The sequence below is a fragment of the Shimia thalassica genome, from assembly GCF_001458215.1.
Classification (GTDB): Bacteria; Pseudomonadota; Alphaproteobacteria; order Rhodobacterales; family Rhodobacteraceae; genus Shimia; species Shimia thalassica.
On record NZ_CYTW01000001.1, the window covers coordinates 1911088 to 1937439 of the forward strand.

At 55.5% G+C, this 26352-nt stretch carries 21 protein-coding genes; 10 read left to right on the forward strand and 11 right to left on the reverse strand.

The genetic code is table 11. The annotated features are described in order from the left end of the window. Positions 1 to 213: 213 nt before the first annotated feature. The 3 genes from PH7735_RS08630 to PH7735_RS08640 are packed head-to-tail and all read right to left on the reverse strand — an operon-like array spanning position 214 to position 4441. Positions 214 to 1458 (reverse strand): ABC transporter substrate-binding protein, encoded by a 1245-nt coding sequence (locus PH7735_RS08630; RefSeq protein WP_058310844.1) that lies wholly within the window; start codon positions 1456 to 1458, stop codon positions 214 to 216. After that, the gene (locus PH7735_RS08635; protein ID WP_058310845.1) at positions 1455 to 2792 is read right to left on the reverse strand and encodes a sigma-54-dependent transcriptional regulator; all 1338 of its coding nucleotides are present in this window, start codon (positions 2790 to 2792) and stop codon (positions 1455 to 1457) included. Before PH7735_RS08635 ends, PH7735_RS08630 begins: the two co-directional genes overlap by 4 nt. After that, positions 2789 to 4441, reverse strand: a complete 1653-nt coding sequence (locus PH7735_RS08640) for an ATP-binding protein (RefSeq protein WP_145865287.1) — start codon at positions 4439 to 4441, stop codon at positions 2789 to 2791. Before PH7735_RS08640 ends, PH7735_RS08635 begins: the two co-directional genes overlap by 4 nt. A gap of 600 nt (positions 4442 to 5041) precedes the next feature. On the opposite strand from PH7735_RS08640, the gene PH7735_RS08645 reads away from it, so the two are divergent. Continuing rightward, positions 5042 to 6052: an AraC family transcriptional regulator gene (locus PH7735_RS08645; RefSeq protein ID WP_058310847.1), complete on the forward strand. Its 1011-nt coding sequence runs from the start codon at positions 5042 to 5044 to the stop codon at positions 6050 to 6052. Between the two features lie 435 nt (positions 6053 to 6487). Then, positions 6488 to 7378, forward strand: coding sequence for a YihY/virulence factor BrkB family protein (locus PH7735_RS08650; RefSeq protein ID WP_058310848.1), 891 nt, complete (start codon positions 6488 to 6490; stop codon positions 7376 to 7378). On the opposite strand, the gene cls is transcribed toward PH7735_RS08650, so the two are convergent. Further along, positions 7370 to 8782, reverse strand: a complete 1413-nt coding sequence (cls, locus tag PH7735_RS08655; protein WP_058310849.1) for a cardiolipin synthase — start codon at positions 8780 to 8782, stop codon at positions 7370 to 7372. The genes PH7735_RS08650 and cls overlap by 9 nt on opposite strands. 175 nt (positions 8783 to 8957) lie before the next feature. On the opposite strand from cls, the gene PH7735_RS08660 reads away from it, so the two are divergent. Next, entirely contained in the window at positions 8958 to 10547 is a 1590-nt protein-coding gene (locus PH7735_RS08660) for an AMP-binding protein (RefSeq protein WP_058310850.1), read from the forward strand. A 79-nt stretch (positions 10548 to 10626) separates the two neighbouring features. On the opposite strand, the gene PH7735_RS08665 is transcribed toward PH7735_RS08660, so the two are convergent. The 3 genes from PH7735_RS08665 to PH7735_RS08675 are packed head-to-tail and all read right to left on the reverse strand — an operon-like array spanning position 10627 to position 12970. Continuing rightward, positions 10627 to 11709 carry a methyltetrahydrofolate cobalamin methyltransferase gene (locus PH7735_RS08665; protein WP_058310851.1) on the reverse strand — a complete coding sequence of 361 codons (1083 nt, stop codon included), beginning with the start codon at positions 11707 to 11709 and terminating at the stop codon, positions 10627 to 10629. Positions 11710 to 11723: 14 nt separating this feature from the next. Next, positions 11724 to 12647 (reverse strand): methylenetetrahydrofolate reductase, encoded by a 924-nt coding sequence (locus tag PH7735_RS08670; RefSeq protein WP_058311212.1) that lies wholly within the window; start codon positions 12645 to 12647, stop codon positions 11724 to 11726. Positions 12648 to 12673: 26 nt separating this feature from the next. Beyond that, the gene (locus PH7735_RS08675; protein ID WP_058310852.1) at positions 12674 to 12970 is read right to left on the reverse strand and encodes a virulence factor; all 297 of its coding nucleotides are present in this window, start codon (positions 12968 to 12970) and stop codon (positions 12674 to 12676) included. A 224-nt stretch (positions 12971 to 13194) separates the two neighbouring features. Between PH7735_RS08675 and PH7735_RS08680 the strand changes: the two genes are divergently transcribed. The 6 genes from PH7735_RS08680 to PH7735_RS08705 all read left to right on the forward strand — a co-directional run bounded on the left by PH7735_RS08680 (position 13195) and on the right by PH7735_RS08705 (position 20825). Beyond that, positions 13195 to 14307, forward strand: coding sequence for a Ppx/GppA phosphatase family protein (locus PH7735_RS08680; protein WP_058310853.1), 1113 nt, complete (start codon positions 13195 to 13197; stop codon positions 14305 to 14307). 81 nt (positions 14308 to 14388) lie between these two features. Further along, positions 14389 to 15105 carry an RlmE family RNA methyltransferase gene (locus PH7735_RS08685; RefSeq protein ID WP_058310854.1) on the forward strand — a complete coding sequence of 239 codons (717 nt, stop codon included), beginning with the start codon at positions 14389 to 14391 and terminating at the stop codon, positions 15103 to 15105. Between the two features lie 253 nt (positions 15106 to 15358). Beyond that, the gene (locus PH7735_RS08690; protein WP_058310855.1) at positions 15359 to 17044 is read left to right on the forward strand and encodes an alpha/beta hydrolase; all 1686 of its coding nucleotides are present in this window, start codon (positions 15359 to 15361) and stop codon (positions 17042 to 17044) included. A 131-nt stretch (positions 17045 to 17175) separates the two neighbouring features. Then, positions 17176 to 18606, forward strand: a complete 1431-nt coding sequence (locus PH7735_RS08695) for a Do family serine endopeptidase (RefSeq protein WP_058310856.1) — start codon at positions 17176 to 17178, stop codon at positions 18604 to 18606. 174 nt (positions 18607 to 18780) lie between these two features. Further along, complete coding sequence (locus PH7735_RS08700) at positions 18781 to 19464, forward strand: response regulator transcription factor (RefSeq protein ID WP_058310857.1); 684 nt, start codon at positions 18781 to 18783, stop codon at positions 19462 to 19464. A gap of 5 nt (positions 19465 to 19469) precedes the next feature. Continuing rightward, a complete protein-coding gene (locus tag PH7735_RS08705) occupies positions 19470 to 20825 on the forward strand; it encodes a sensor histidine kinase (RefSeq protein ID WP_058310858.1) in 1356 nt (451 codons plus the stop codon). A 22-nt stretch (positions 20826 to 20847) separates the two neighbouring features. Here the strand turns inward: PH7735_RS08705 and PH7735_RS08710 are convergent, their stop codons facing one another. The 4 genes from PH7735_RS08710 to PH7735_RS08725 form a co-directional block, all read right to left on the reverse strand. Next, a complete protein-coding gene (locus tag PH7735_RS08710) occupies positions 20848 to 22143 on the reverse strand; it encodes an adenylate/guanylate cyclase domain-containing protein (RefSeq protein WP_058310859.1) in 1296 nt (431 codons plus the stop codon). A gap of 107 nt (positions 22144 to 22250) precedes the next feature. Continuing rightward, positions 22251 to 23237: a zinc-dependent alcohol dehydrogenase family protein gene (locus tag PH7735_RS08715; protein WP_058310860.1), complete on the reverse strand. Its 987-nt coding sequence runs from the start codon at positions 23235 to 23237 to the stop codon at positions 22251 to 22253. A gap of 238 nt (positions 23238 to 23475) precedes the next feature. Further along, positions 23476 to 24261, reverse strand: a complete 786-nt coding sequence (locus PH7735_RS08720; RefSeq protein WP_058310861.1) for an SDR family NAD(P)-dependent oxidoreductase — start codon at positions 24259 to 24261, stop codon at positions 23476 to 23478. A gap of 10 nt (positions 24262 to 24271) precedes the next feature. Then, positions 24272 to 25240 (reverse strand): LLM class oxidoreductase, encoded by a 969-nt coding sequence (locus PH7735_RS08725; protein ID WP_058311213.1) that lies wholly within the window; start codon positions 25238 to 25240, stop codon positions 24272 to 24274. Between the two features lie 151 nt (positions 25241 to 25391). Here PH7735_RS08725 and PH7735_RS08730 point away from each other — a divergent pair, with 151 nt between their 5' ends. Next, on the forward strand, positions 25392 to 26300 hold the full coding sequence (locus PH7735_RS08730; protein ID WP_058310862.1) for a LysR family transcriptional regulator: 909 nt from the start codon (positions 25392 to 25394) through the stop codon (positions 26298 to 26300). The last annotated feature ends 52 nt before the right edge of the window (positions 26301 to 26352 follow it).

The following is a 26352-nucleotide window of genomic DNA, read 5'->3' on the forward strand; positions in this document are numbered from 1 at the left end:
GACCGGCATGACCCGGTGATGGTGGTTTAGGCAAAGTCCTCCCGAAGCGTTTTCAATCAAACGCACTCACAAAAGACGGGAGGTCACGGTCGAATTCTACGGAGCCAAAGACCCGAAACGAGCGCTATGCGCTCATTTGCGAAACCCTGTGGGCGGAATCCGCTCATCGCTTGTTTTTTAGGAGAGGTGCCTGTTTCTTGGGTGTGCGGGCCGTCAATCGGCACTGGCACCCTGATTTAGCTTGGGCCATGAGTCTGGTGGAAAATAGACGGACCAATCGCCCAGCTGCACCGTGGCGGGCGGATACCGGTTGTTGAACATGGTCCGGCCGATCGCCTGAACCTGTAGCAACTGGTGGGAAGCGGGGTCCATGGTCGACATGAACCCTTTGGGGTCCTCCGGAAGCGGTAGCACCAGCCCCTCTAGCTCGGCGCGAATGTGATCCTTGTTGGATGGATCCTCTGCATGACGCACGGCCTCTGCGATGGCCCAAACACCTGCATAGGCGCCTTGGGCGGCATAGCTTGGATACCGGCCCGCACGCGCATGAAAGGCGTTCACAAAGTCGGTGTTGCGCTCCGTTGGCGGCCAGTTCACGTGATGTCTGGCAGAAAGCACCAGCCCCAAGGGCATATCATTACCGAGTTCTGCAAAAATCTCATAGTTCGCGCCCGCGTCGAAGTTCATGAACTGGGCCTCTTCAAAAAGATCAAACTGACCCGCCTGTTTGACAAAGGTCACCAGATCAAGCCCCCAGTGACCACTGACCACGATGTCCGAAGACGAGGCCGTGAGCTGCTGCAGATAAAGGGTATAATCCGTTTCAAAGAGTTTCGGCCAATACTCCCCTGAGACTTCATAATCCACATCCTGTTGGTCCAGAAACGCCCTCAGGTCTTCCCACGCCTGATACCCGTATTCATAGTCAGGCCCGACAAATGCAATCCGCAATGGACGATCGGCAAGCCTGTGGTTCTCGGCGATATATTTTGCGCCCGCCAACATGGATTGGCGCGTGTCGTTGCTGACCCGAAAGTAATAGGGATGCAAATCTTCGGACACCAATGACGGCGAGGCATGGTCTGTGCCAATAAAGAAAACTTCGTGTTTGAGCGCCTTGGCCGAGACCGCTCTGGCAATGCTGGAGCTGACAACTCCGCACAAAAAATCAATCTCGTCTTCCTCGATAAAAGACTGCGCAATCTGAACCGAGCGCAGCGCCTTGGATCGGGTGTCGGCAATCTTGACGTCCAGTTGCGGGTAATCCGGCACAGCCAAAGCCGACAGATCATCAAGGGCCATTTGCACGGCCACGGCACTGTCTCGTCCATAAAGACCGCCGGGACCGGTCAGCGGAAAAAGACATCCGACCTTGACGGCAGGTGGTTCTGCCGATGCGCCAAATGGCGCCGCCAAACCTGACAACAGCGCGAAAGCGCCAGCAAGCAAACATCTCATGACAGGGTCAACCTTTGCATCTTGCGCTTCAGGGCGTGACGGGAAATCCCAAGTCTTTCGGCGGCCATGCCTTTTTTGCCCCCCGATTTGAGCAGCGCATCCTGTATCATTGCGCGTTCAACAGACTGCATGGAATCCTCAATCGAGACAGGTCCGGTCGGTTCCACATCTTTGAATTCAGAAGGCAGATGATCCGCCTCGATGATCTGACCCGCGTGCAAAATCGTCAGCCGTTCGACCAGATTTTTAAGCTCTCTCACGTTCCCGGGCCAGGGGTAGCCCTTTAACAACGCCAAAGCGGATTTTCCGATGGCAATGGGGCGCACGGCGGCGTCTTCGGCGAACTTCTGTGCGAAATGGTTGGCCAGCACCTGAATATCCGTATCACGTTCGCGCAGCGGCGGGATTTCAACCGGCATGACATTCAGTCGAAAGAATAGATCCTGTCGGAAAGTGCCTTCTTCGACGGCCTGTTCAAGGCTGTTGTTGGTGGCGGCAATGACGCGGACGTCGGATTTATGCTCGCGCGCAATGCCAACAGGGCGATAGCTGCGCGTTTCGATATAGGTCAGCAGTTTGGCCTGCACGGACAGGGGCATTTGGCTGATCTCGTCCAGAAACAGCGTGCCACCATCCGCGATTTCAACCAACCCGCGCCGGCGCGACACCAGACCGGGCAGGGCGCCTTTTTCTGCCCCAAAGAGTTCGGCTTCGATCTGGCTTTCGGGCAGGGTGGCACAATTGATTTCCACAAAGGGGCTTTCTTGGGAGGTGCCCTTGATGTGCAACTGCCTTGCGATGATTGCCTTACCAACCCCCGTTTCGCCAGACAGCAGAACCGTTGCGACCTGACTGTTTGTGATTAGGTCAATCTGTTCGCGCAGCAGTTTGATCGGTGCAGAGGTTCCGATAAAGGCCGTGTCATTGGTGAAACGGTCCCGCAAATACCGGACCTCGAATTCGAGCTGTTTGCGCTTATCAACCTCCTGGATGAGCAGGATCAACTCATCCACATCAAAGGGTTTGGACAGGTAATCAATGGCCCCCATCTTGATCGCGGTTACGGCGTCCTGTGTGTCATCAAAGGCCGACATCATGATCACCGGAATATCGGGGGTATTCTCAATCAGCCATTGAAGAACCTCGATGCCATTTTGCCCCGGCATACGAATATCAAGCAAAACCACATCCGGCTTTTCACGCTGGGCGATGCGGCACCCGTCAACGCCGTTATGGGCCTTGAGACAATCAAATCCGGCCTGATTCAGCGTGAAGGCAAGGGATTGCGTAAGTTTGATTTCATCGTCGATGATGAGAACGGTGGAATTGATCATGACCTTTCCCCGCTGGTCTGTCTTGAAAATGGAAAGGTGAGCGTGATGGTTGTGCCGACCTGTGGTTCACTCTCGATCGCGATAGTGCCATCGTTGGCATCGACAAGTTGTTTGGTAATCGGCAGCCCCAGACCCGACCCGTTGGCCCGCGTTGTAAAAAAGGGCCGCATGATTTTTGTCTGCAGCGTATCATCCATGCCGATCCCATCATCCGCAATCAGCAGCACCGCGTGGCCGCTATCACGATAGGCCCGAATGGTCAGATGACCGCCCCCCGGCATCGCCTCGATGGCATTCAGCATCAGGTTCAACAGGATTTGTCGAAAATGTGTGGGATCAATCAACAAAACCAGATCGGATTCACCGGAAATGCTGATGACGACATGCTTTTCATGAGCGGTCGCGCTGATCAGCGTCTTGATGGTGCGAAAGGCCTCTTTCACGCTGACAGGTTCTTTTTCGGGATCGCTTGGACGTGCATAGTTCAGAAATTCGCTGATGGCGTCATCCGCACGGGCGATTTCCGAGGAGATCACATCGAACATCTCTTTGCGCATGGGGTCTTCTTCGCTGCGCTTCAGCCCGTGAACCGTGGTCGACACCGTTGTGAGGGGATTGCGGATTTCATGGGCGATACCAGCGGCCATACTGCCCAGTGCGGCGCGGCGTTCCACTTCGACGCGTGACTCAATCAGCTTGCCCAACTGTTCGCGCATGCGGTTATAAGATCTTGCCAGAATGCCCAGCTCGCCGGGGCCGTCTTCGATCACACGGACCGAGAAATCGCCGTTCGCAACCGCCTGGGCGCCTTTGCTAAGGGGTTGAAGATATCCGGATAACCTCATGGACATCTTATAAAAAAGAAAGATCACCCCAAGCGCCGTCAACACCGCAACAAACATCAGAAGGTAGCGGATATAGGTCTTTGGTTCCTGATAGTCATTTCGCCCTGACACGAGATGAATGCGCCATCCGGGAAAGAACTGGCGCGACATAGCAATCACGTCCTTTGGGGCGGCCGCAGTGCCCACCGGCGTCAGACGCACGCGATCAAAGACAACGATCTGAGGCTCGAAAACACTCGGCTCGACCAAAGCGCCGGTTTGTTCGGTCAGGGACGCCAGACGCATACGCAACGACACAGTCCCGATTTTCTGGTGATCCACCATCACTGGCTTGGAAATAAGAAACCATCCGGGGCGCCCCTTGTCGGGCAGAACCGGACCCAGAACCTCGACGCTTTCATGCTGTACCAAAGGCAATGTGCTGTGTGACGGGGGCTGGCTGCGGCTGCGCGTTCGGGGCACCGTGTGCAGGATTGTCCCGTCGTTATCGGACAATTCAATTGCATAGATGTCCGGATTTTCCGCTTCGAGGCTCAGGATATCGCTTAGAAGAAGGGACACCTCATTTTTCGAGCCCGCTTTGAAAAAGTCGGTCGCGTCTGGGAGGTCCGCAATGTTTTCAAGCCGCTTCACCTGAACCGCCATAAAGTTGCTCATGCGTGCGGCGGTGGCCTCGAGATTGGTTTCAACCCTGTTGGCAATCAGATTGTTCAGAAGATTGGCACTGTAGCGATCATAAAGACCGGCAATCAAAGCGAGCGGAATAAGCGCCGCAAACAGCGCGCCCAAAAGATATCGGCGCACCACATTTAGCCTTGTAATTGGTAGCGATAGTTTCAAGCGTTCGTCCTTTGCCCAATTTTTAGCATCTTTGGACGCATGCTGCATCCAAGACGTCAAAAATAATGAGCGGTTTCCGCTCATCTTTGGGATAGGCCGGTGTTCACCGGAGATTTCGACCTCTGGCGTGCGCCTGTTCGGCGGCGCAAATGTGCCTCAGATATCGCAAGAAAACTGTTCATTAGAGTGAAACAATCCACCACCAAAGGCGTGATAGGCGACTAAAAAATAGAGCGGTTCCGCCCGGTCACGTCCCCTCGACGAAGGGAAGAAGGGCATGAAAGGCCGATCACGCGCGCACGGGCGGTTCGAGAATCACTTTGGCAATCCATATTTTGGTTAACAGACTGGGATACTTACACTAATCTGAAGTGAGGCGATCACCGCCAACCGCGGCGCAGCTCTGCCTCTGCAATAATCATCAATCCTTGTTTCCGATCATCCACAGGATTTCAGCCCATTTTTTGGCACATGCACAAAAATAGGACAGGATTGACAACCTATGTATTGGCTTGCCGAACAACCATGTTAAAGTGCCCGTATTAGAAACAATGGTATTGGATCATGGGCACTTATCTCAGAGCCTCCGCTTTGTCTGGTTTGGACGATCTCGCCAACAGGTATGACAAAAATCTTCTGTCGAACCTTGAACAGCACAACATCGATCCTTCTGTTTTCAAAGCGCAAGAAGCCGAAGTTACGTTTGAAGACGCATGTGCCCTTCTTGAGGACTGCGCCACCGGTTGGGACGTGCCTGATCTGGGTGTTCGTCTGTCACGTTATCACGCCCTGGACACGCTGGGCGTTGTCGCTTTGGTCACGCGTATGGAAACCTCTGTGCGGACGGCTCTGAATGCGATCATGCGCAATCTGTATCTGCACACAAATGGTGCGGTCGTTGGTATTACAGAACCCGAAACCGAAGGTCCGGCAGAGCTGACGATGGTTTTGCGCGGTGACCGAAGCGAGATGCGCCAGTTTCGCGAAAGTGCCTTGTGCAACGCTCGTAACATTCTTGAGTGTGTCGCAGGTGGCAAGGTGCCAATCTACGAAGCGGTTGTGCCGCATGATGCCCCCAAAGGGCGGGATTCCCTCTCGGCCGAGCTGAAGTGTCCGGTGCGCTATGAGGGGGACAAAAGCATCCTGTTTTTCGAGTCCAAGGTTTTAAACACACGGCTCAAGAAAACGGACGTCGCATTTCACCCGATCATTCGCCGGTATCTGGCAGAGATCAGCGTTGAAAAGAACCGCAGTTTCGCAGAAATCGTGCGTCTTGAAGTGTTTCGCCAGCTGAGTTTGGGGCTTGTGTCACAGGATCGTGTGGCGGCGGCCCTGAATATCCAGCCCAGAACCCTCCAGCGCCGGCTCAAGGCCGAAAACAGCAGTTTCCGCGAAATTCTGGATGAAGAGCGCCGCAAACGCGCGCTGGCCCTTGTGCAACAGACCGATTTGCCGCTGTCCGAGGTCGCGCTGGCCGTGGCGTATTCGGACCAGACGGCCTTTAATCAGGCGTTTCGACGTTGGTTTGACCGTTCGCCGCTCAAGGTGCGCCGGGGTGTTCCGTTACTGCCTTAAACGATTGATACAGACGCAGCAGCCATGGATAGGGCTGGGCCACTGCGCCTGTATCACCGGACACGCATTTCTGCGGCCGGTACGTTGCCCCCATATTATCACCACCCGAGACTGGGTAGGCGGCGTTTTTAGGCAAACGTGACGTGTCCACATCAGATGTGGGAATTTTTGTTGGCGCTGACCAAAGCCAGCGCCAGCCTTGTTGGTTTTGTGAGTGGCAGCCCGGACGCACCAAGGCGTAAAACATCCGGGGGTTCGAAGTTCGGTAAAGTGAAGAAGGTCTGTTCGCTACACATCGTATATGTGTATGGGTGTCCGGCGTTTCTTGGGCGAAGGGGTCAAAAACTTTTGATTTCAGGACAAGACAGTTCCTGAGGTCTCGCCACTTATGTCTTTGTGGTTGACCCCATCCATTGCGCACGGCCTTATTCAGCCATGATAGAAAACAGCCATCCCTTGTTCGATTACTGGCAGGCCCTCAAGGACTCGCCATCACGTTTTTTCAACAAGGACGGGATGAAGCGCGCAAGCTATGTCGCGATGTCCATGATGCTTGCCATTTTTCCGTTTTGTATTTTGGCCCTGTCAATCGCCGTGATGCTGTCTGTCGGACAGATCACCCACAATTTCGGCAGTATGGATGATCTGCTGCATGTGGTGTTCGGGTCATGGCCCGATGAAATCGCCCAACCCATCGAAAGCGAAGTCCGCGCCGTGCTTGAGGCAAGCGGGGGCACAACAGCGACCTTTGGGGCCTTGCTGACGCTTTTGCTGGCATCAAACGGGTTCGAGGCCGTGCGCGACGTGATTTGCGAGGCCTACCATGAAAGCGACCCACATCCCCTGTGGCAACGCCGTCTGCTGGCTGTTTTGTTTGCCATCGGCGGGGCCATTCTGGTCACACTGGCCGGTATTGTTGGCGTGCTGGTGCCTGCTTACCTGAAATATGCCTCTGATCTTGCGCCTGTGCTGCACCTCGAAATCGTAAAGCACGAGATGATCGCCTCGGTTGTGACGGTTGGCTTTTTGTTTTTTGGATTGATTGCGGTGCACAAATGGCTGCCCGGACTAAAGCGCCCGATCAAGGACATCCTTCCCGGCGTGCTGTTGACCATGGTACTTTGGGCGCTGGGGGCCACTGCCTTTGATTTCTATATCCAGAAGTTCTCGAATTACAGCGTGACCTATGCCGGTCTGGCCGGTGTAATGACGGCGTTGATCTTTCTGTATCTGATGGCGGCCGTGTTTGTCTTTGGGGCAGAATATAACGCCAGATTGGGCGAGCTGGTCCGGCAACGCCGCCAAACCAAAACACCGTCAGAGTAAGGGCGCAAACAGACGGGCAATGGGCGCGCCAAGCCTGATCCATAAAGGATGGTCGCCAAGCGATTTTTCCAGCAGGTAGGATTGCGCAAAATCCGCCTCAAGCATGGTCGCGACGTTTTCGGCAGCCCGATGATCAAAGAACATTGCGGTCTCTTCAAAGTTCAAACGGCATGACCTGTTGTCGAGGTTGATGGTACCCACCGAGGCAATGCTGTTGTCCACCAAAAGCACTTTTTGATGGATGAAGCCGTTGTCATAAACAAAGAACTTTACACCCGCATCTCGCAGGTCGTCGAAATAGTCGAAGGCGGCCAGATAGGTTGACCAGTGATCGGCCTTGCCAGGGACGAGAATACGCACATCAATGCCTTGCAAGGCGGCAATTTTCAAAGCGGATCCAATGTCGGCATCGGGCACGAAATACGGCGACGTGATCCAGATCCGTTTGCGGGCGGCGCGGATGGCGGCACAGAAATAGAGGTTTCCCGTCTCCATCTCGTCCGCTGGACCGGGGGCCAGCAACAGCGCATCCATGTTCTCGTCGGCGCGGGGTGCCTGCCAGAACAGATCATCCAGAAGGCTTTGCTCTGTGGCCCAATGCCAGTCTTCACAAAAGACCAGCTGCAGCTGCGCCACGATGGGCCCGCGCAGATGAACATGCGTATCCCGCCAGTGTCCGAGGCCCGGATCGCGCCCCATATATTCGTCACCGACATTCAACCCGCCGGTAAATCCAACGCGTCCGTCCACGATCACGGTCTTGCGGTGATTGCGAAAGTTGACCTGAAGCCGGTTCGTCGGCCCACGAAGGGCATTGGTGTCCAGTATTTCAACGCCTGCTTGGGTCAGCTCTTCGATATAGATGCGCGACAACTGGTTGCTTCCGATCGAATCGTACAGAAACCGCACCTTGACACCTCGTGACCGCGCCCGAAGAAGATGGTCGCGCAACGTACCGCCCAATGCGTCATCCCGCACGATATAGAACTGAAGCAAGATATAGGTTTCAGCGGCGTCAATCGCTTCAAAAATCGCATCAAACGTTTCTTCACCGTCGATCAGCAAATCCATCGCATTGCCCGAAACCACAGGGGCCGCGGCCAAACGTTCGAAGGTGGCATAGCCGACATCATCCGCATCACCCACCGCCGCATGGATGGCACGGGATGCTTCGATACCTTCGACAACGCGTTCGGTTTCACGCCGCTTTACGACATAACCGGCGAACTTTTTGTGACCCAGAAACAGATAGCTCAAAATCCCGAGGTAAGGCGCCGCGAGCAGAAAGACGACCCAGGCCACAGAACCCTGCGGGGTGCGTGCATTCTGAACCGCGCGAAACGCAAAATAGATGGCAACACTTTCCAGCGCGATAAAAAGGATCAACGAAAAGGTCGTATACATTTGCGTCTCCACGCTCGGGCCTTGGTGAATTGAAGCAAGATAGCGAAATGTGACGCAAGGGAAAAGCCAGCCAATCCAGATTACACAACAGACGCGCAGTGGCGGGGATTGCGCGTTGCGGCCTGTTAGGTATTGTCACCCCAAGTCGAAGGTTGCAGGCAGGAGGGGCTGTTTCATGGATACGATATCAGATTTTTTCAATTCAAAAGCAAATACTTATAAAGACAACCTGTTCTTGCTGGTGCCCGAGGATACCGCGCGTCTGTATCATCCGAAGGGGTACGAGATCTCGTATGGAGTGGCGCTTCAGACGGTTTTGCAATGGCAAACAAAACTCCGCGATGCTGGATACGGCCACGGCCACCGGATTGCGGTTTTGCTGGGAAACCGGCCCGAGATGATCCTGCTCAAACTGGCACTGAACGGGCTTGGTATAAGCTGGGTGCCCGTCAATCCCGATTACCGTCCGGCTGAGCTTTCCTATCTTCTTGAAGACAGCAAAGCCGATCTTACGATCACCGCGCCAGAGCTTGGCGGATTGATGCAAAAGGGGATCGCCGCCTCGGATCATGCGGTGCAGGTGGTCGAACTGGATCATGATCTACCTGCGTTGCCAATGGCATCACGCAAGGTTTCTTCTGAGGGCATCTCGGGCGAGACCGAGGCCAGCCTGATCTATACCTCGGGCACCACAGGACGGCCAAAGGGATGCATCATGAGCCACGCCTATGAGCTGGATATGGGGCGCTGGTATGCAAGCCGTGGCGGGCTTCTGGATTTCAGGGAAGGTCAGGACCGGCTCTATTGTCCGCTTCCTCTGTTTCACGTCAACGCCGCCATTCTGGTGTTGTTTTGCATGATTGAAACGGGCAATTGTCACATTATCCCCGAACGGTTCCGCGCCTCTGCGTGGTGGCGTGAACTGTCGGAAACAAAGGCAACCGTCGCGCATTACCTTGGCATTGTCATTCCTGCGCTCATGAACCTTCCAGAAGGGGAATGGGATCACAAAAACACGCTTCGGTTTGCGGTTGGGGCGGGTGTGGAACCAACGCTTCATGCACCATTTGAAGAGCGGTTCGGCTTTCCCTTGATCGAGGTCTGGGGCATGACCGAAATGTGCCGCATCATTTGCGCCAACACGGAACCCCGCGCCATCGACACGCGCGCCTTTGGGCGTCCGGTGCCCGGATTGGATGTGCGTGTTGTAGACGAAAAAGATGTCGAAGTTCCCCGTGGCACTGCGGGTGAAATGGTGATCAGGTTTGATAGAGACACGCCGCGCAAGGGGGCATTTTCCGGCTACCTGAACCTGCCGGAGGCCACAGAGGACGCCTGGCGTGGGGGATGGTTCCATACGGGTGATACGGTCACCATGGACGACACCGGCATGCTTTGTTTTGTGGACCGCAAAAAGAATATCATCCGCCGGTCCGGTGAAAACATCGCGGCCGCCGAGATCGAAGCCTGCCTGCAGGATCATCCTGCCGTTGAACGTGTTGCGGTCATGGCTGTGGCCGATGCCATGCGGGATGAAGAGGTGCTGGCCTGTATCATGTGCGCGTCCGAGGACACGTCGGCAGATGAGTTGTTCGACTGGTGTTTTGAGCGGTTGAGTTACTACAAGGCACCGGGATGGATCAGGTTCGTGACCGATATTCCAGTGACAGGCACGCAGAAGATCCAGAAACACGCGATGTTTGACAACGACAGCGACCCGACAGAAGGCGCCACGGATTTCCGCGCCCGCAAGAAACGCGGTTAGGTCAGCCTCATGAAAAAAAGGGCAGGGCGGTCACATGACCACTCTGCCCTTTGTCTGTTTAGGACCTTGCAAACAAGGGTCAGGCGCGACGGCGACGACCGCCAGCACGACCACCGCGTCCACGGCCTTCTTCACCGGCTTTGGCAGGGACCTTGTTAAACTTGATCCATTCGCCACCGGATTCATCGTTGTTTGTCAAGAAGTTGGCAGCGCGGATGGCTTCCATTTCCTTGCCTGCACGTGGCTTGGTCGAGCCCAGCCCGAACATCTGACAGAAGGTTTCGTCATCCATATCGGCGGGGATGATGATACCGGCAGCTTCGATTTCCGCTTTTTTCTCGGCCAGCTTTTTCGGACCAACAGGCAGGGCAATCGGGTTCATGATCGCTGAGGTCATGCCGGTCGCCATCGCCATCGGCAGGAAGGCGTTGTTGATGCCGTGGCGGTTCGGCAGACCAAACGAGATGTTCGATGCACCGCAAGTGGTGTTCACACCCAGTTCATTGCGCAGACGACGGTTCAGTTCGAACACCTGCAAACCGGCGGTGCCCATCGCGCCGATAGGCATCACAAGAGGGTCAACCACGATGTCATGGGCCGGAATGCCGAAATCAGCCGCACGTTCCACGATCTTTTTGGCAACCGCAAAGCGCACTTCGGGGTCTTCCGAAATACCGGTGTCATCGTTGGAAATCGCAACAACAGGCACGTTGTATTTTTTGACCAGCGGCAAAACCAGCTCGAGGCGTTCTTCTTCACCTGTGACCGAGTTCAGCAGCGGGCGGCCTTCGGCAGCTTCCAGACCTGCTTCAAGCGCGCCGGGAACCGACGAGTCAATGCAGAGCGGGCAGTCGGTGATCGCCTGAACGCGTTTCACGAGTTCGCGCATCAGTTCCGGCTCGACAAAGTTGTTGTCGGCATAACGGGGATCTTCGGCCATTTTGTTCGAGAAAACAGCGCCCGAGTTGATGTCGAGAACAGTTGCACCTGCAGCAACCTGAGCCAAAGCATCGGCTTCAACACGGCTAAAGTCGCCGGCTTCCAACTCGGCATTCAGGATTTTGCGGCCCGTGGGGTTGATGCGCTCACCGATAACGGTGAACGGTTGATCAAACCCCATGATTGTTGTTTTTGATTTAGATTCAATAATAGTACGGGTCATAGTTGATCCTTGGTTTAGGCGTTTGCAGGCGCAGTAGACGCGCCGCCATTGTCGATGGCCCAGTTGGCATTTGTCTTGATGCCGCCCAGTGGGAAGAAGTGGACTTTTTCGATGTTGAAATCCGGATTGGCCGCTTTGTGGGCTGCCAGCTCATTGATCACATCATGTGGTTCATAGGGCAAAAGAAGCTTCGAGACGTCCATCGCGCGCTTTTGCAGCACTTTCACAGACGGTCCCACACCACAGGCAATGGCGAATTTGATCATGGTCTGAAGCTTGGCCGGACCCGCAATGCCAATGTGGACCGGAATATCGATGCCCGCTTCTTTCAGGCCGTTGGCCCATTCGATGATCGGTTTTGCCTCAAAGCAGAATTGTGTGGCCAGAGCCATCTGTGCATCTGTGGTTTCAGAGAATTTCTGTTTCCAGCGCAATGCATCGTCAACGTTCTTGGACGATCCGTCGGGATCAATGTCTTTGTTGCCTTCGGGGTGGCCGGCCACGTGCAGATTTGTGAATCCGGCTTTGTCGAACAGGCCGGTTTCCAAAAGTTGCATCGAGCAATGGAAATCACCGTGGGGCTTGTCGACACCACCTGCCAGCAAAAGCGCTTCTTTGACGTCGGCTTCGCCCTGATACATGGCGATCCAGTTTTCCAGCATCGCCTTGTCGTGAATGATACGGGCCGGGAAGTGCGGCATCACGGGATAGCCATCTTCGTTCAGACGCTTTGCCGTGGCCACCATGTCTTCGATGGGGGTGCCTTCGATGTGCGCGATGTAGACGCGGGTGCCTTCGGGCAACAACGCGCGGAAATCTTCGACCTTGGCGGCCGTACGCGGCATCACTTCAATCGAATAGCCTTTCAGAAAGGCTTCGACTTCGGGGGTGACGGTTTTGGTGTCGTCCGTCTTTTTCTTGAAACTCAACAAAGCCATTACGGCCTCCCATAGCGCGTTGCGGGTCATTCCCGGCCTTCATTGTCGATCAAGGCTTTCAAACGGGCCTGATCGTATTCCGCCTCGAGACGGGCTGCTTCGGCGGCAACCACGTCTGCTGCTTCACCTTCAACCGGATATGGGGTGGCTTTGCGCCACTCCGCCAGATACGCGTCAGCGTCTTTTGCACCAATTTTCATGGCCGCGCGGTCGATTGCCTGCTCAAAACGTTCAGTCAATTGAACCTTGGCGCCACGGCGCCCTTTGCCCACGATGACCTGTGCAGGGATGTCTCTCCAGTAAACGATAGTGACGTCGGGCATATCTGATTCCTCGGTTTTGGTCTTTTTTCTCTAATTCACGCTTGGGCATCGCTTATGTACGTTTTCGACAGAACAACTTCTTTCCGCGACCTCAGGGCTTGTAACCGGCCCTTACGCGGCTTTCATTGGAAAATATCTAATGATCTTGATGAGGTCGGCTGGGGATTGCACGAAGCCACATGACGACATAGGTTGAAGGTAACTCGAAATGGAGGGCGTAAGTTATGGCGCCCAAGCGTCCCAAAGGTGCGGGCGCGTTCCCGAAACCGGTTGAAAGCCCCGCGCCGAAACCGCCCGATCCAAGTGAGCTTTATGCCGCCTTGGATTTGGGTACGAACAGTTGCCGTATGCTGATTGCCCAACCCAAGGGCAACCAGTTTCATGTGGTCGATAGCTTTTCCAAATCCGTCCAGCTTGGATCGGGTCTCGAAAGCACGGGCAGGTTGTCGCGCGGATCGATGCGTCGCACCATTCAGGCCCTGAGAATCTGCCAGCAAAAGTTGAAACGACACAAAGTCAGGCGCATGCGTCTTGTGGCGACCGAGGCCTGTCGTCGGGCCCGTAATGCCAAAGAATTCATTCAGCAGGTGCGCCGAGAAACCGGACTTCAGCTTGAAATCATCGAGCCGGAGGAAGAAGCACGTCTGGCCGTGATTTCCTGTGCGCCGCTGGTCAGCACCAATACCGAACAGCTTTTGGTGGTAGATATCGGGGGCGGGTCGACCGAACTGGTCTGGATCGACATGACAAAGGTGCCCAAGATTGATCGTCCCAAGGCCATCATGCGTCTGCACACAGGGTTTCATGCCGGAGACAGCCTGTTTCCGGCGGCCAAGGTTTTGGACTGGATTTCGGTACCATTGGGTGTGGCAACGCTTCGTGACCAGTTCAGCGATGTCGAGGACGACTCGGCACGGTTTGCGCTGATGAGCTGGTTCTTTGAAGAAAACCTGACCGAATTTGCGCCTTACAAAGATGTGCCTCCCAGTTTGGGTTTTCAGATCGTCGGCACATCGGGAACCGTCACCACAGTGGCCGCAAGCCATCTGGGGCTGCGCCGGTATGACCGTACCAAGGTCGACGGGCTGCGGATGACCAGCGAGCAGATCGACAAGGTGATACGCGGATATCTGGATCTTGGACCGGCAGGGCGGCGGCGCGATCCCCGGATCGGGCAGGATCGTCAGGCGTTGATCATGTCGGGATCCGCGATTTTGCAGGCATTGTTGCGCTGCTGGCCCACCGACAGATTGTCGGTTGCGGACCGTGGCCTGCGCGAAGGTTTGCTTTATGCCCAGATGAGTGCGGATGGTGTACTTGAAGGTGGCCCGTTTTAAAGGGTAAAGAGAGTTCTTCTAGAGGATTTTCCAACCGCAAGGTTTTTTGGGAAACATTGCGCGTTGCGAAGGAATGACACGATGGCAAAGACACCAACTGGCAAAAACAACTCGGGGCGCGGACAGCGCGATCTGAAGGTCAAGGTGAAGACGGCGCGCGGGCGTCGGCTTAGCTCGACGCGTTGGTTGCAACGACAGTTGAACGATCCTTATGTAAAACGTGCTCAGGCCGAAGGGTATCGTGGGCGCGCGGCCTTCAAGATCATGGAGCTGGACGACAAATACCGGTTTCTGGTTCCGGGGGCCCGCATCGTCGATCTTGGCTGCGCGCCGGGAGGATGGTGTCAGGTTGCCGTCAAACGCGTGAATGCGCTGGATGAACGGCCCGGCAAACGGGTTGGCAGCATCCTCGGGGTTGATCTTCAAGAGGTCGAACCGATTGCGGGCTGCGAAATTCACCAGCTGGATTTCATGGAAGACGATGCAGACCTCAAGGTCAAAGAATGGCTGGGCGGCAAGGCCGATGTTGTGATGTCGGATATGGCGGCGTCCAGTTCGGGTCACAAACAGACCGACCACCTGCGTATCATTTCGCTGTGCGAGGCTGCGGCCTATTTTGCCTTTGATGTTCTGGAAGAGGGCGGCACCTTCGTGGCCAAGGTTCTGGCAGGCGGGGCCGAAGGAGAATTGCAAAAACTGCTCAAGCAGAAATTCACCAAGGTGATGAATATGAAGCCCCCATCCAGCCGGTCGGACAGTTCCGAAAAATTCGTCGTCGCAATGGGTTTTCGCGGTTAATCCAGCGACCATCGATGATGTTAATGAGGGCGTTTCGGTTTCGGTCGGAGCGCCCGATTTGTTTGTTATCGACGTTGTGAACGACGCTAAATTTCCCGAATGAAGCAAAGCGCCCCGCGATGGCCACCAAAAGTCGGCAACATCACGATTGGGTTCGCGTTTCGGACAAGACATTCTATGCTGGCGGAACGACCTGTTTCATCCTTAAAGTCAACGGCGCTATGAACGGTTTTGACAGCTTTGGAGTGGTTTCATGCCGCCTTCCCGAACACACCAATTGTTGGACATGATGCCTCAAACCCTGTCCCGTTTTCTGACGTCATTGTCCATTACGGGTGTTGTGGTTGGCATGGCTTTTTTCTGTTTTTCTTTAACGCCGTCTCTTTTGCCCCGCATTCCAACCATCCAAGGCGCATTGTCAGGCGTTTCGTTTGTCTGTGGATACGGGCTCGGGTTTCTGATTGTCAGCATTCTGACGTTCCTTGAAATCCCATTGATCAAAGGGGCATGGAAAGTCCGGCTTGGATTTGCGGCTTTGTCTGTTGCAAGCGTGATGTCAATCCTGACCCTAAACCGGATGTCCGTTTGGCAGAATTCGATCAGAACCCTGATGGAAATGGAACTGGTCGACAGCGCCTATCCATTTCAGGTGCTGGGCGTTGCCATTGTGTCGGCGACGGTTCTTTTGTTGGTGGTGCGTGGGCTCCGGCGGTTGTCCCTTCGGGTATCAGGCTGGGTGAATAAATTCCTGCCGCAAAGGCTGTCGCTGGGAATGGGGGCACTGTGTGTTGCACTGGTCGTTGGGGCATTGGTGGATGGGTTGGTCGTGCGCAACATATTGATTGCGATGGATGAAGCCTTTGCCGAAATGGATATGGTGTTCGACGATGGTGTTGATGTGCCAGCAGAGTTTTCCGACGCAGAGATGTTGATCGACTGGGACGACATCGGACGAAACGGAAAACGGTTTTTGACCAATGGCCCAGACCGCGAAGACATTGAACAGTTGACGGGTCGCCCCGCACAACAACCCGTGCGCGTCTATGCCGGATTTAACACGGGCGCAGATTTTGAAGAACGCGCAGCCCTCGCGGTGTCCGATCTTGAGCGTGCAGGCGGGTTCGAGCGTTCCGTGCTGATCATTGCGACGCCAACAGGCACAGGATGGCTTGACCCTGCCGCCATTCAGCCGGTCGCCTATTTGCATCAGGGCGATCTGTCTATCGTCTCGATGCAGTATTCCTATTTACCCAGCTGGCTCACGTTGTTGATCGATCCGGACCGCCCCAAAGCCGCGGCGCGAGCCCTGTTTCTTGCCGTCTATAACCATTGGACAACCTTGCCCGAGGACACACGCCCGCAAATCTATCTGTTTGGACTAAGCCTTGGCGCGCTGGGATCGGAGAATTCAACGGACCTGATCGAACTCATTTCTGACCCGATTGACGGCGCGGTCTGGGTGGGGCCGCCCTTTGCCAGCAGCACATGGGCCAGCGTTACCAAAAACCGCGAGGCGGGCTCTCCGCAGTGGCGCCCACGTTATCGGGACGGATCTGTGATCCGGTTCATGACACAAGACGGGTTTGATCCGGGCGGCTTTGCGGAATGGGAACGCATCCGGGTGACCTATCTTCAGCATCCCAGCGACCCGATGACGTTCTTTTCAACCGGCATGGCGTTTCGAAAACCGGCATGGCTGGGCAAAGACCGTGGGCGCGATATCTCGCCCCATTTTCGATGGGTGCCCATCGTCAGCTTCCTTCAGGTCGGGTTTGACATCCCGATGGCCACCACGGTGTCACAGGGCTATGGCCATAACTTTGTCGCGTCCGAGTATATTGATGCATGGATTTCCGTAACCCGACCACAAGACTGGAGCGAAACGGATACGGAAAACCTCAAAAAGGCGTTCGAGAATTTTACCGTGTCGCCGCTGTGATCCGCGTTTCATGATGCGTCACACCGCAAACATTAAGGTTTCTTAATCTAGCTTAAGGGTGCCTTTCATGTCGACCGCCTAAGTGTCTGGTCAAGGCCGGTAAGGCCACTGACGTTTCAAGGAGACACGACATGACTGAAACATCCACACATCAAAACTGGCGCCGCCTTTCTACCCTTGTCGGGGGAACCACATTGACGGGCGCGCTTTTGTTGTCAGGTGCGGCAAACGCAGACGCGGCTTTGGCCGATCTGGTGGAACAAGTTGGCCCGACGGTTGTGACAATCATTGCCGAAAACGATGCGCCCGCAATGATGCCAACGTCCAAACGGCATCCAAACATGCCATCGCAAAAATTCTCGCAGCAGTTCGGGTTTCAAGGTCAGGGCCCCCAAGGGGCGCAACGCAAGCCCAGCACCGGACTGGGGTCCGGTTTCATTCTGGAACAAGACGGTCTGATCGTGACCAACTTCCATGTGATTGACGATGCCACTGAAATCACCGTCCGCCTGAGCGACGGCACCGAGTTTGACGCGGAAATCATTGGGACCGATCCACAGACCGACCTTGCCCTGTTGTCCATCGATGCGGGCAAAGACCTTCCCACGGTGACTTTAGGAGACTCTGACGAAATTCGCGTCGGAGAAGACGTTGTTGCCGTCGGCAACCCTTTTGGTCTGGGCGGTACCGTGACCAGCGGCATTGTTTCTGCCAAGAACCGTAGCATCGGCGTGGGGCCTTATGCCGACTTTCTGCAAACCGATGCGGCGATCAACAAAGGCAATTCGGGCGGCCCCCTGTTCAACATGGACGGCGAAGTAGTCGGCGTGAATTCCGCAATGTTTTCCCCAAGCGGCGGCTCGGTGGGGCTCGGCTTTGCGGTGACATCGAACATTGTCGAGTTGATCACCGATGACCTGCGCGATGACGGTCAGGTTGATCGTGGCTGGCTCGGGGTTTCTATTCAGAACATCTCTCCCGATCTCGCGGTTGCTCTTGGACAAGAGACATCAAACGGCGTGCTGGTGTCAGAAGTTGTCAAAGACGGTCCCTCGGATGGGTCGATCAAGGTTGGGGATGTGATCACCGCATTTGACGGCAATGCCGTTTCCCAAAGCCGCGATCTTCCCAAATTCGTGGCCGCCGCACAGGCGGGCGAGGTCTCGAAGGTCAGCGTGATCCGCAATAGCGAAAGCCTGGTTCTGGATGTCACCATTGGTCAACACGAAAGCGCGCGCGCCAATGTGGATGATCTGACCACAAAAGACGGTGAAGCAACCAAGTTTCTTGGCGTGTCAGTGGCCCCGCTTACCCCTGAAAACCGGTCTGCACTTGGCGTCGATGAAACCGCAACCGGCATGGTGATCATGTCAGTGGTATCTGACAGCCCCGCAGCCAAAGCAGGCATTCAAAGCGGAGATGTGATTGTTAAACTGGGCGATAAAGACGTTCAGACGCTGCAATCCCTGAAAGACGCGTTGCAGAACGAAAAGACCGATCCGGCGCTGGTCTTGATCAATCGCGGGGGACAATCGTTGTTTCTGGCCGTCGAGATTGCCTAGTTGACCCGTTTGAGCAAGGCCGCTTTTGCAATAATGCGGCCTTGTTAAACATCACGGTAAGACACACATCGTTTCCCCAGGCCACCGGGCATCCTTTTCCCGGTGGCTTTGGAATGTGCAATTTCAAATTTGCCTGCATTGCGTGTAGCGTGAACGATGAAAGGACATTGGCCCATGAGTCGCAGAATTCTTGTCGTCGAAGACGATGCGGAAACCCTTGAATTTATTAGCAAAGGGTTCGAGGCACAGGGCTATGTTGTGGAAACCGCCACCAACGGTCGCGACGGTCTGTATCTGGCGACAGATGGCGGGATGGACGCGTTGATTTTGGATCGGATGCTGCCCGAACTGGATGGGCTTGCGGTTGTGCAATCGGTTCGTGCCGCAGGGATCAACACGCCGATCCTTTTGCTTACCGCGATGAGCGCCGTTGACGAACGCGTGCGCGGATTGAGAGCAGGCGCGGATGACTATCTCGTCAAACCCTTTTCTTTTCAGGAACTCCACGCCCGTATTGAGGCGCTTATGCGGCGTCCGCAGGATCACACCGAAAGCCGTGTGTTGACCTGTGCAGACCTGACAATGGATCTTGAGCGGCGCAGTGTCACGCGTGCGGGCAGAACGCTTGTGCTGACTCCGCGCGAATTTCAGATTCTAGAGTTTTTCCTGCGGCGCGTGAACCGCGTGATCACCCGCACAATGCTGCTTGAGGGGATTTGGGACTACAACTTTGATCCTCACACAAACATCATCGATGTCCACATTAGCAAATTGCGTCGCGAACTGGATGGTCCCGGTGAACCCCAATTGATCAAAACCGTCCGAAGCGCCGGTTACATCCTGTCTGACGCAGGTTGAGTTTCATGTTTCTCAATGCCCGAACCAGACTGATCCTTGCCAGCATCCTGCTTAGCAGTGTGGTTACCGTGTCTGTGCTGGGCATTGTTTATGTGACCACGAATGTGATCATCGAACAGGAAACACGCAGCGTCGTTGAGGCCGAAATCACCGGCTTGTCGGATGATTTTGAACGTCTGGGTTTGCTTGGACTGGCCGCTGCCATCGACCGCCGTGTGCAAAGTTCGACCAAACAGGATGCCATCTATCTTTTGACGGATTACCGCGGGCGCACCATTTCCGGCAACCTCGCGACATGGCCCACATCGGTTGAACCTGGCGGGGGCTGGGTCGAACTTGATCTGGTGCGCACCGACAGCGAAGAAGAAGTGCCCATTGCCGCGATTTCAATCCGTCTGGAAAGCAATGCGCGGCTATTGGTGGGCCGCGATGCGTCAGGCCGACAAAAATTCGACCGGATCCTCGTGCAATCCGCAGGTCTCGCATTGATCGCGGCCTTTGTGCTCAGCTTGATCACAAGCTGGCTTTTGACGCGGCTTGTCTTTAGCCGGATTACAGACATTTCCGACACGGCAAACACCATCGTTGCCGGTGATTTTGCACGGCGCATTCCGGTGCGGGGCACAGGGGATGAATTTGACCGGCTGGCCGTGACGTTGAACGATATGCTTGGCCGGATAGAAGAGCTCGTCAACAATCTGCAACTAACGACCAACAGTCTCTCGCATGATCTGCGCAGCCCTTTGACCCGTTTGCGCACCCATCTGGATACGCTACTGTTGGAGGACGCAGAACAACAGGATCGCGACAAAGCCGGCAAACGGGCGCTTGAAGAAGTGGACCATTTGCTGCGCGTCTTTGCCAATCTGACAGAGATTGCACGGGCAGAGGCCCGCCTGCCTAAATCCGATTTCGAAACGGTGGATATGAATGCCTTGGTGCGCGACGCTGTCGAACTTTATGCCCCTGTCGGAGAAGAGCGCGGCGTAAATCTGTTAGGTGTTGGCACGGCCAAACCCATCAACGGGCATCGCGCCCTGTTGATGCAGGTGCTGTCCAACATCCTTGAAAACGCCCTGCGCTATGCGCCGGACAACAGCACAATCAATGTCCGGCTAGTGGATCAGGATGGCGGGCTTTGTATCGAAGTGTGCGACGAAGGGCCCGGCATGCCCGACGCCTTTATCAAGACCGCAATCCAACCGTTCCAGACACTTGATCCAAGCAGATCAAACCCCGGCGCGGGGCTGGGGCTTGCTCTTGTGGCTGCGGTGGCGCGGATGCACGACGGCAATGTTCATCTTGAAAACACCACGCCGGGCCTCAAGGTTTCCGTCACGCTCGCACGAGGCGACATTTAGAACGTACTGCACCGCAAGGGGCCTATTCCCCGAGTGCAAACAGGTTTTCAGTACGTGAAATCCCGTTAAGCCTCTGGGTGCCCATATCCTCGAAACTCTCAGGTAAAAGAGAGGCAACCGGCGCCGACATCAGGATGTTTCTGTTCAAAGGTTTACAGAACCCTTCGATCCGGCTGGCGATGTTCACGGCCTCGCCAATGACGGTGAAATCAAGACGTTTGGCCGACCCGATATTGCCAAAAAAGACCTCTCCCAAATGCAGACCAATGCCGGTTTGCAGGTGCGCCCAGTCGGGATCATCCTGCATCTCGAGGTTCAACGCATCCAGCAACGCGACCGCTTCTCTGGCAGAGGTGGCCGCAGCCTTGGCCGCCATTTCGGGTGTGTCAAAGTCTTCCAGAAGAAACACGGCCAGCATTCCGTCACCAATGAACTTGATCACATCGCCACCGTGTTTGATGACCGCATCCGCCATGACCGAAAAGTAACGGTCCAGCATTTGGGCGGTGATCTGGTTGTCCATGGTTTCCGACAGGCCGGAAAAGCCGCGCATGTCCGAGCTCCAGACAATCGCGCGGATCGGGCGCCCACCGCCACGTTTGATTGTGCCGCTCACAACCCGTTGAGCCGCTTCGCGCCCCAGATAGGCCCGCGAGATATTTTCGGTGATCCGCTCGGCAACGTGGCGTTCTACGTGCAGGGCAAAGATCTTGAGCAGCCGGTGAAGCGTATGCTTCTGAAGATCGGTGAACCCGCCCGGTTGCAAGGTCGCAAGAGTGACGGCGTTGCTTCTGGTCTTTCTGGTAGGAAGCGGAACCGCGAGGTATTCAGTGAACCCTGCTTCAGCGAGTTCAGTCATAAGGGCGCCGTCGCGCTCGGGCCTCTCGGACTCGAGCGAGATTTGCACCTGCGCGCCAAACTCCATGGTGCGATACAGGGGGCTGCTGCGATAGGCGTCCATCGAAAGGACGCCTTCGTTCAGCATGATTTCATCGCAGAACCCATCCAGAATGTTCCAGTTCCACGCATAGCCCAACGCCTGCGGATGCAAGGTGCCAACATTCAGACCCAAACGGGCAACGCCCAGTCCGGCCTGCACCAGACGCGCGCCAAACCCCTCGATCAGCGCGGTTGTGTCTTCGACCTTGTTTGCCTGATCCAGCAACCAGTTCTCGACATCACTCGGGGCAAGCGACACGGTCCGATCAATGTGAAACACATTGCGGTTCAACAGGCACACGCCAGCGGGGTAGTTACGCAACACAGGCGAGGGCACGGGGGCCGGATCGGAAAACATGTTTTTGGGGATGGCGTTCATTGTCGCTGCTCATAAAGGCGTCGGAAGTTGGGTCAGAGACACATAAGGACCGCGAAGGTGGTTTGCACCCTCGCGGCCCGCAACTTTTTGTGAACCTTCTTTCAGGTTCAGATATCGACGACCACTTTGCCCATCGCCTGTCCGCTGGACAGCCGGTCATAGGCCGCTCCGACCTCGTCAAACCCAAAGCGTTGCTCATCCAGCAAAGGCTTGAGCGCCCCTGCGTCGACGATCTCGGCCAGCTTGGCAAGAATGGCGCCGTGGTCTTCGCGTTTGTGATCATAGAGCATCGGGATCAGCATAAAGATCACATGCAGCGTCAATCCTTTGAAATGTGCCGGAGACAGGTCCAGCTCCAGCAGAGCCACCGTCGAAGCGATCTGACCGTTCAAGGCAGCCGCTTCGAACGAGTTGGACATATTGGCACCGCCCACCGCGTCGAAGATCACGTCAAAACCCGCACCGCCGGTGTGTTGCGCAACATAGTCCGCAACCTGCTGGGTTGTGAAATCAATCGCCGTGGCCCCATATCCGCTGATCACGTCAAGCTGGGTCTGGCCTCTGCCTGTCGCATAAACGTCGGCGCCAAGATGCTTTGCCAGCTGGATGGCCAAGTGTCCGACACCACCAGCGCCACCATGCACAAGAACCTTTTGTCCGGTTCTGGCGCCGGCGCGTTTCAGACCTTCAAAGGCCGTGATCCCAACAAGGGGCAGGGCGGCTGCCTCTCGCATGCTGAGCGATTTGGGTTTGTGGGCAATCAGCCTTGCATCCGCCAGCATGTATTCCGCTAAAGCACCCTGAAGGTCAGCCAAACCACCAGCACAGCCATAGACTTCGTCCCCGATGGCGAATCCGGAAACACCTTCGCCGACGTCTTCGATGGTGCCCGCAAAATCCATGCCCAATACGGCAGGCAGGTCAGGCGAAAGAGGCAGGTCTTTGCCCATGCCTTTGATCATTGTATCAACGGTGTTCACGCTGCTGGCTGCAACGCGCAGAACGACATGGCCCGGTTTGACCGATGGGCGAGGCAGCTCGGCAGGTTCGAATTTTGCGTCTGCGCCATAGGCGTTCAATATCATGGATTTCATCGTGGGTCTCCAAATCGATGTTTGATGAGACCTATTTAGATTACCTTACATTCACGGTAAATTGACGCAATTCAAACTTCATAATTCTGATTTGATATATAATAAACGGGCTTGTATATGGCCTTTCTCAGGCAACCGGGCGCACTTACGGATTCACTTCAATTCACGTCACACCGTTGATTTAAAACGTGCCGGGTTTTGCCTCTGTCTTTTTCTGCAGTGGCAAAACCCTTTTCATTCAGAGCGTTGCAGTGATCTCTTTAATCTCTTTCATCACAGCGCTCGCGTGATCGGGATCAAGTGCTGTGGCGTGGGGCTGTGCAAAACCGCCCGAGTCATTGTCGAAATACGCGCCAGAGGCGCCATCGAACTCAGATGACAACGCTGCGCGCATCAGAATATCGGCCCCAATGCTCAGATCATTGCCTGCAACTCCGAACCCTTCCTTGACCATCTTCGACGCCAACAGCGACCCTGGATTAACCGCCACAACACTTGGCCCGTCCGGCAAGGCGCGCGCCAGTTCCTGTGTCCAGATCGTGATTGCCAGCTTGCTTTGCGCATAGGCACCAAAATCATCCAGTGCGCCTTGTCCTGCCATGGCGCTCAGGTCAACCGCCGCCTGCGCCGCGGACGACAGGTTCACGATACGACCCTCTTGCGGGATAATCGGCAACAGGCGTTGCGTCAGAACCCACGGCGCAAATGTGTTGACCATAAACCGCACATCAAACCCGTCTGACGTTCTGATCTGGGGCACCTTATAGACACCCGCGTTGTTGATCAGCACATCAAGGCGGTCATGACGGGCGAGGATTTCCGAAGCCAGATTTTCGACATCCGACATTGTGGACAGATCAGCGATATAGGCTTCTGTGGTACCACCGATTTCATCTTTGGCGGCGTCGAGTTTTGTCTGGCTTCGACCATGCAACAGGATCGTGTGCCCTTGTGCGGCAAGGGTTTTCGCCGTCAACAAACCGATGCCATCGGTCGATCCGGTGATAAGTATAATCTTGGACATGAGAGTTTCCTTAAACAGAGAAGTCGGGCAGCAGATCATCCGAAAGGCGCTGCAATGTTGTGTCAATATCAGCCTGATTGAAGCGCAGGTTCAGGGCCACGTGGTTGATCCCCAATGACTGTACCTCTTTCAGATAAGAGCGCAGAAAGGTTACGCCAGAGCGGAACCCCAAATGTATCGGGCTTGGGGCGGCTTCGGCATCAGCGACCAGATCCACATACAGGGATTGCATCACCGGTTTATTCGAACCTCCCGCACGGGTAATGCGCGCGCGATAGTCTGCAACGACGCGGCCCTGTGAGGCCGCATCGCGTGGGTAGGTCATCCAGCCATCGCCGTTTTGTGCAACCCAGTCCGGAGATTGCTGGCTGCCCCCCGTGATCAGAAGGGGCAGGCGACCCGATTGGGGTTTGGGCAACATGTCCATCCCGCCAGACAAAGATCCGTAGCCATTTTCCAGCGTTGGATAGCTGTCGTTCATCGCGCGGATATACGCAACGCTGTCACGAAAGCGTTCACCACGATCCGGAAACGTCATATTCATCGCGGGGTATTCTTCGGGGCGATCACCCGAAGCCACACCCAGCAACAGACGCCCCCCTGCCAAAGCATCAACCGAGGCTGCGGCCTTGGCTACATGCGCCGGATGCCGCAAAGGTAAAACGATGCTGGCCACGCCCAAAGCGATGTCGCGTGTCGCAAAAGAGAGCGCCCCGAGATACACAAATGGATCAAAAACCTGTCCGGCATCGCCAAAAGACGGCACATTGAAAGGCACATCGCGCAGCCAGACCGACGAAAAGCCCAACGCCTCTGCGCGCTGTATCCGCTCGATATGTTGGTCCATCGCAGGCACGGCACTGTTTGGATAGGCCTCAAGCGGCACCACCAGACCAACGCTCAAGCGGTCCGGTTTGAAAACCGCGTTATAGGCCCGATTGATGGGCGCAAAGTCATGTGTGTCCTGTGTGTCTCGCATTGAAGATGTCCTTGTGCGGCCCGAAAAAAATGGCGCCAGCCTTATGTTCTTGCCGAATGCGCCGGTTCTGGCTTCCTTCAAGATACCCATTGAGATTTGAATAAAAACAGGGCAAATATTGATTGATAATTCGGGTATTGGATAGAATACGATGGATACTGACAGCCTACGCCTGTTTGTTTTGGCCGCGGAAAAGTTGAACATCAGCGCCGCAGGGCGTGCTTTGGGGCTTGCGCCTGCCGTATCCAGCGCACGCCTTGCGAAACTGGAACAAACCCTTGGGGCGGACCTGCTGCATCGCTCGACCCGAAAGGTTTCGCTGTCTCTGGAGGGGGCGGAATTTCTGCCCTATGCCCGCGAGATGCTGGCACAGGAGGAGGCCGGTCGCGCCGCATTGGGGCAGGGACAGGCCACCCCAACGGGTAAGCTGCGCTTTACGGCACCCAGCACCTTTGCCCAGCTTTATATCGCACCCATATTGCCCCTGTTTCTGAAAGCCTACCCTGGCATTACGCTGGATTTGCGCCTGTCAGACAGCCGGTTTGACCTGATCGAAGGCAGCTTTGATCTGGCGATCCGGAATTCGGCACTGGAAGACACCAGCCTGAAGGGGCGAAAGCTGGCCAGTGACCGGCGCATTCTGTGTGCGTCGCCGGCCTATCTTGCCGAACATGGCACACCGGCACGTCCAGAGGATCTGATCGATCATAACCTGATCTCTTTTGCGGATCAGGAAACGCGTCCATTGGCGGGACCAAATGGACAGACCGGCGCCTTTTCCCCCCGCGACTCGCAGGGGCAGCTGATCATTGACGATGGGCTGAGCCAGAAAATCGCGACGATTGCAGGTGCGGGAATTTCAATCAACTCAATCTGGAGCGTGCATCAGGAGCTTCGCAACGGTCAGCTTGTCCGAGTGTTGCCCGCGTATCAGGTCGCGGACGAGACCGTTCTGTGGCTGGTCTATCCCAAAGCGAATGTCCTGTCGGCAAAGGTGCGTGTCTTCATCGATTTCCTGCTGGACCACATTGGCAAAAAACCGGCCTGGGAGCAGGAATAACAGCCAGCAATGGTCGCAAGGCGCAAGGGCAGGGAAGTCCTCTTACAAGGCC

What these genes read in the sequence shown, in the direction of transcription:
- PH7735_RS08665 (WP_058310851.1), bottom strand. Translation starts at nt 11,709, where the DNA reads ATGACCCGTACTATTATTGAATCTAAATCAAAAACAACAATCATGGGG.
- PH7735_RS08685 (WP_058310854.1), top strand. Translation starts at nt 14,389, where the DNA reads ATGGCAAAGACACCAACTGGCAAAAACAACTCGGGGCGCGGACAGCGC.
- PH7735_RS08670 (WP_058311212.1), bottom strand. Translation starts at nt 12,647, where the DNA reads ATGGCTTTGTTGAGTTTCAAGAAAAAGACGGACGACACCAAAACCGTC.
- PH7735_RS08730 (WP_058310862.1), top strand. Translation starts at nt 25,392, where the DNA reads ATGGATACTGACAGCCTACGCCTGTTTGTTTTGGCCGCGGAAAAGTTG.
- PH7735_RS08690 (WP_058310855.1), top strand. Translation starts at nt 15,359, where the DNA reads ATGCCGCCTTCCCGAACACACCAATTGTTGGACATGATGCCTCAAACC.
- PH7735_RS08675 (WP_058310852.1), bottom strand. Translation starts at nt 12,970, where the DNA reads ATGCCCGACGTCACTATCGTTTACTGGAGAGACATCCCTGCACAGGTC.
- PH7735_RS08700 (WP_058310857.1), top strand. Translation starts at nt 18,781, where the DNA reads ATGAGTCGCAGAATTCTTGTCGTCGAAGACGATGCGGAAACCCTTGAA.
- PH7735_RS08710 (WP_058310859.1), bottom strand. Translation starts at nt 22,143, where the DNA reads ATGAACGCCATCCCCAAAAACATGTTTTCCGATCCGGCCCCCGTGCCC.
- PH7735_RS08635 (WP_058310845.1), bottom strand. Translation starts at nt 2,792, where the DNA reads ATGATCAATTCCACCGTTCTCATCATCGACGATGAAATCAAACTTACG.
- PH7735_RS08705 (WP_058310858.1), top strand. Translation starts at nt 19,470, where the DNA reads ATGTTTCTCAATGCCCGAACCAGACTGATCCTTGCCAGCATCCTGCTT.
- PH7735_RS08645 (WP_058310847.1), top strand. Translation starts at nt 5,042, where the DNA reads ATGGGCACTTATCTCAGAGCCTCCGCTTTGTCTGGTTTGGACGATCTC.
- PH7735_RS08695 (WP_058310856.1), top strand. Translation starts at nt 17,176, where the DNA reads ATGACTGAAACATCCACACATCAAAACTGGCGCCGCCTTTCTACCCTT.
- PH7735_RS08660 (WP_058310850.1), top strand. Translation starts at nt 8,958, where the DNA reads ATGGATACGATATCAGATTTTTTCAATTCAAAAGCAAATACTTATAAA.
- PH7735_RS08650 (WP_058310848.1), top strand. Translation starts at nt 6,488, where the DNA reads ATGATAGAAAACAGCCATCCCTTGTTCGATTACTGGCAGGCCCTCAAG.
- cls (WP_058310849.1), bottom strand. Translation starts at nt 8,782, where the DNA reads ATGTATACGACCTTTTCGTTGATCCTTTTTATCGCGCTGGAAAGTGTT.
- PH7735_RS08725 (WP_058311213.1), bottom strand. Translation starts at nt 25,240, where the DNA reads ATGCGAGACACACAGGACACACATGACTTTGCGCCCATCAATCGGGCC.
- PH7735_RS08715 (WP_058310860.1), bottom strand. Translation starts at nt 23,237, where the DNA reads ATGAAATCCATGATATTGAACGCCTATGGCGCAGACGCAAAATTCGAA.
- PH7735_RS08720 (WP_058310861.1), bottom strand. Translation starts at nt 24,261, where the DNA reads ATGTCCAAGATTATACTTATCACCGGATCGACCGATGGCATCGGTTTG.
- PH7735_RS08680 (WP_058310853.1), top strand. Translation starts at nt 13,195, where the DNA reads ATGGCGCCCAAGCGTCCCAAAGGTGCGGGCGCGTTCCCGAAACCGGTT.
- PH7735_RS08630 (WP_058310844.1), bottom strand. Translation starts at nt 1,458, where the DNA reads ATGAGATGTTTGCTTGCTGGCGCTTTCGCGCTGTTGTCAGGTTTGGCG.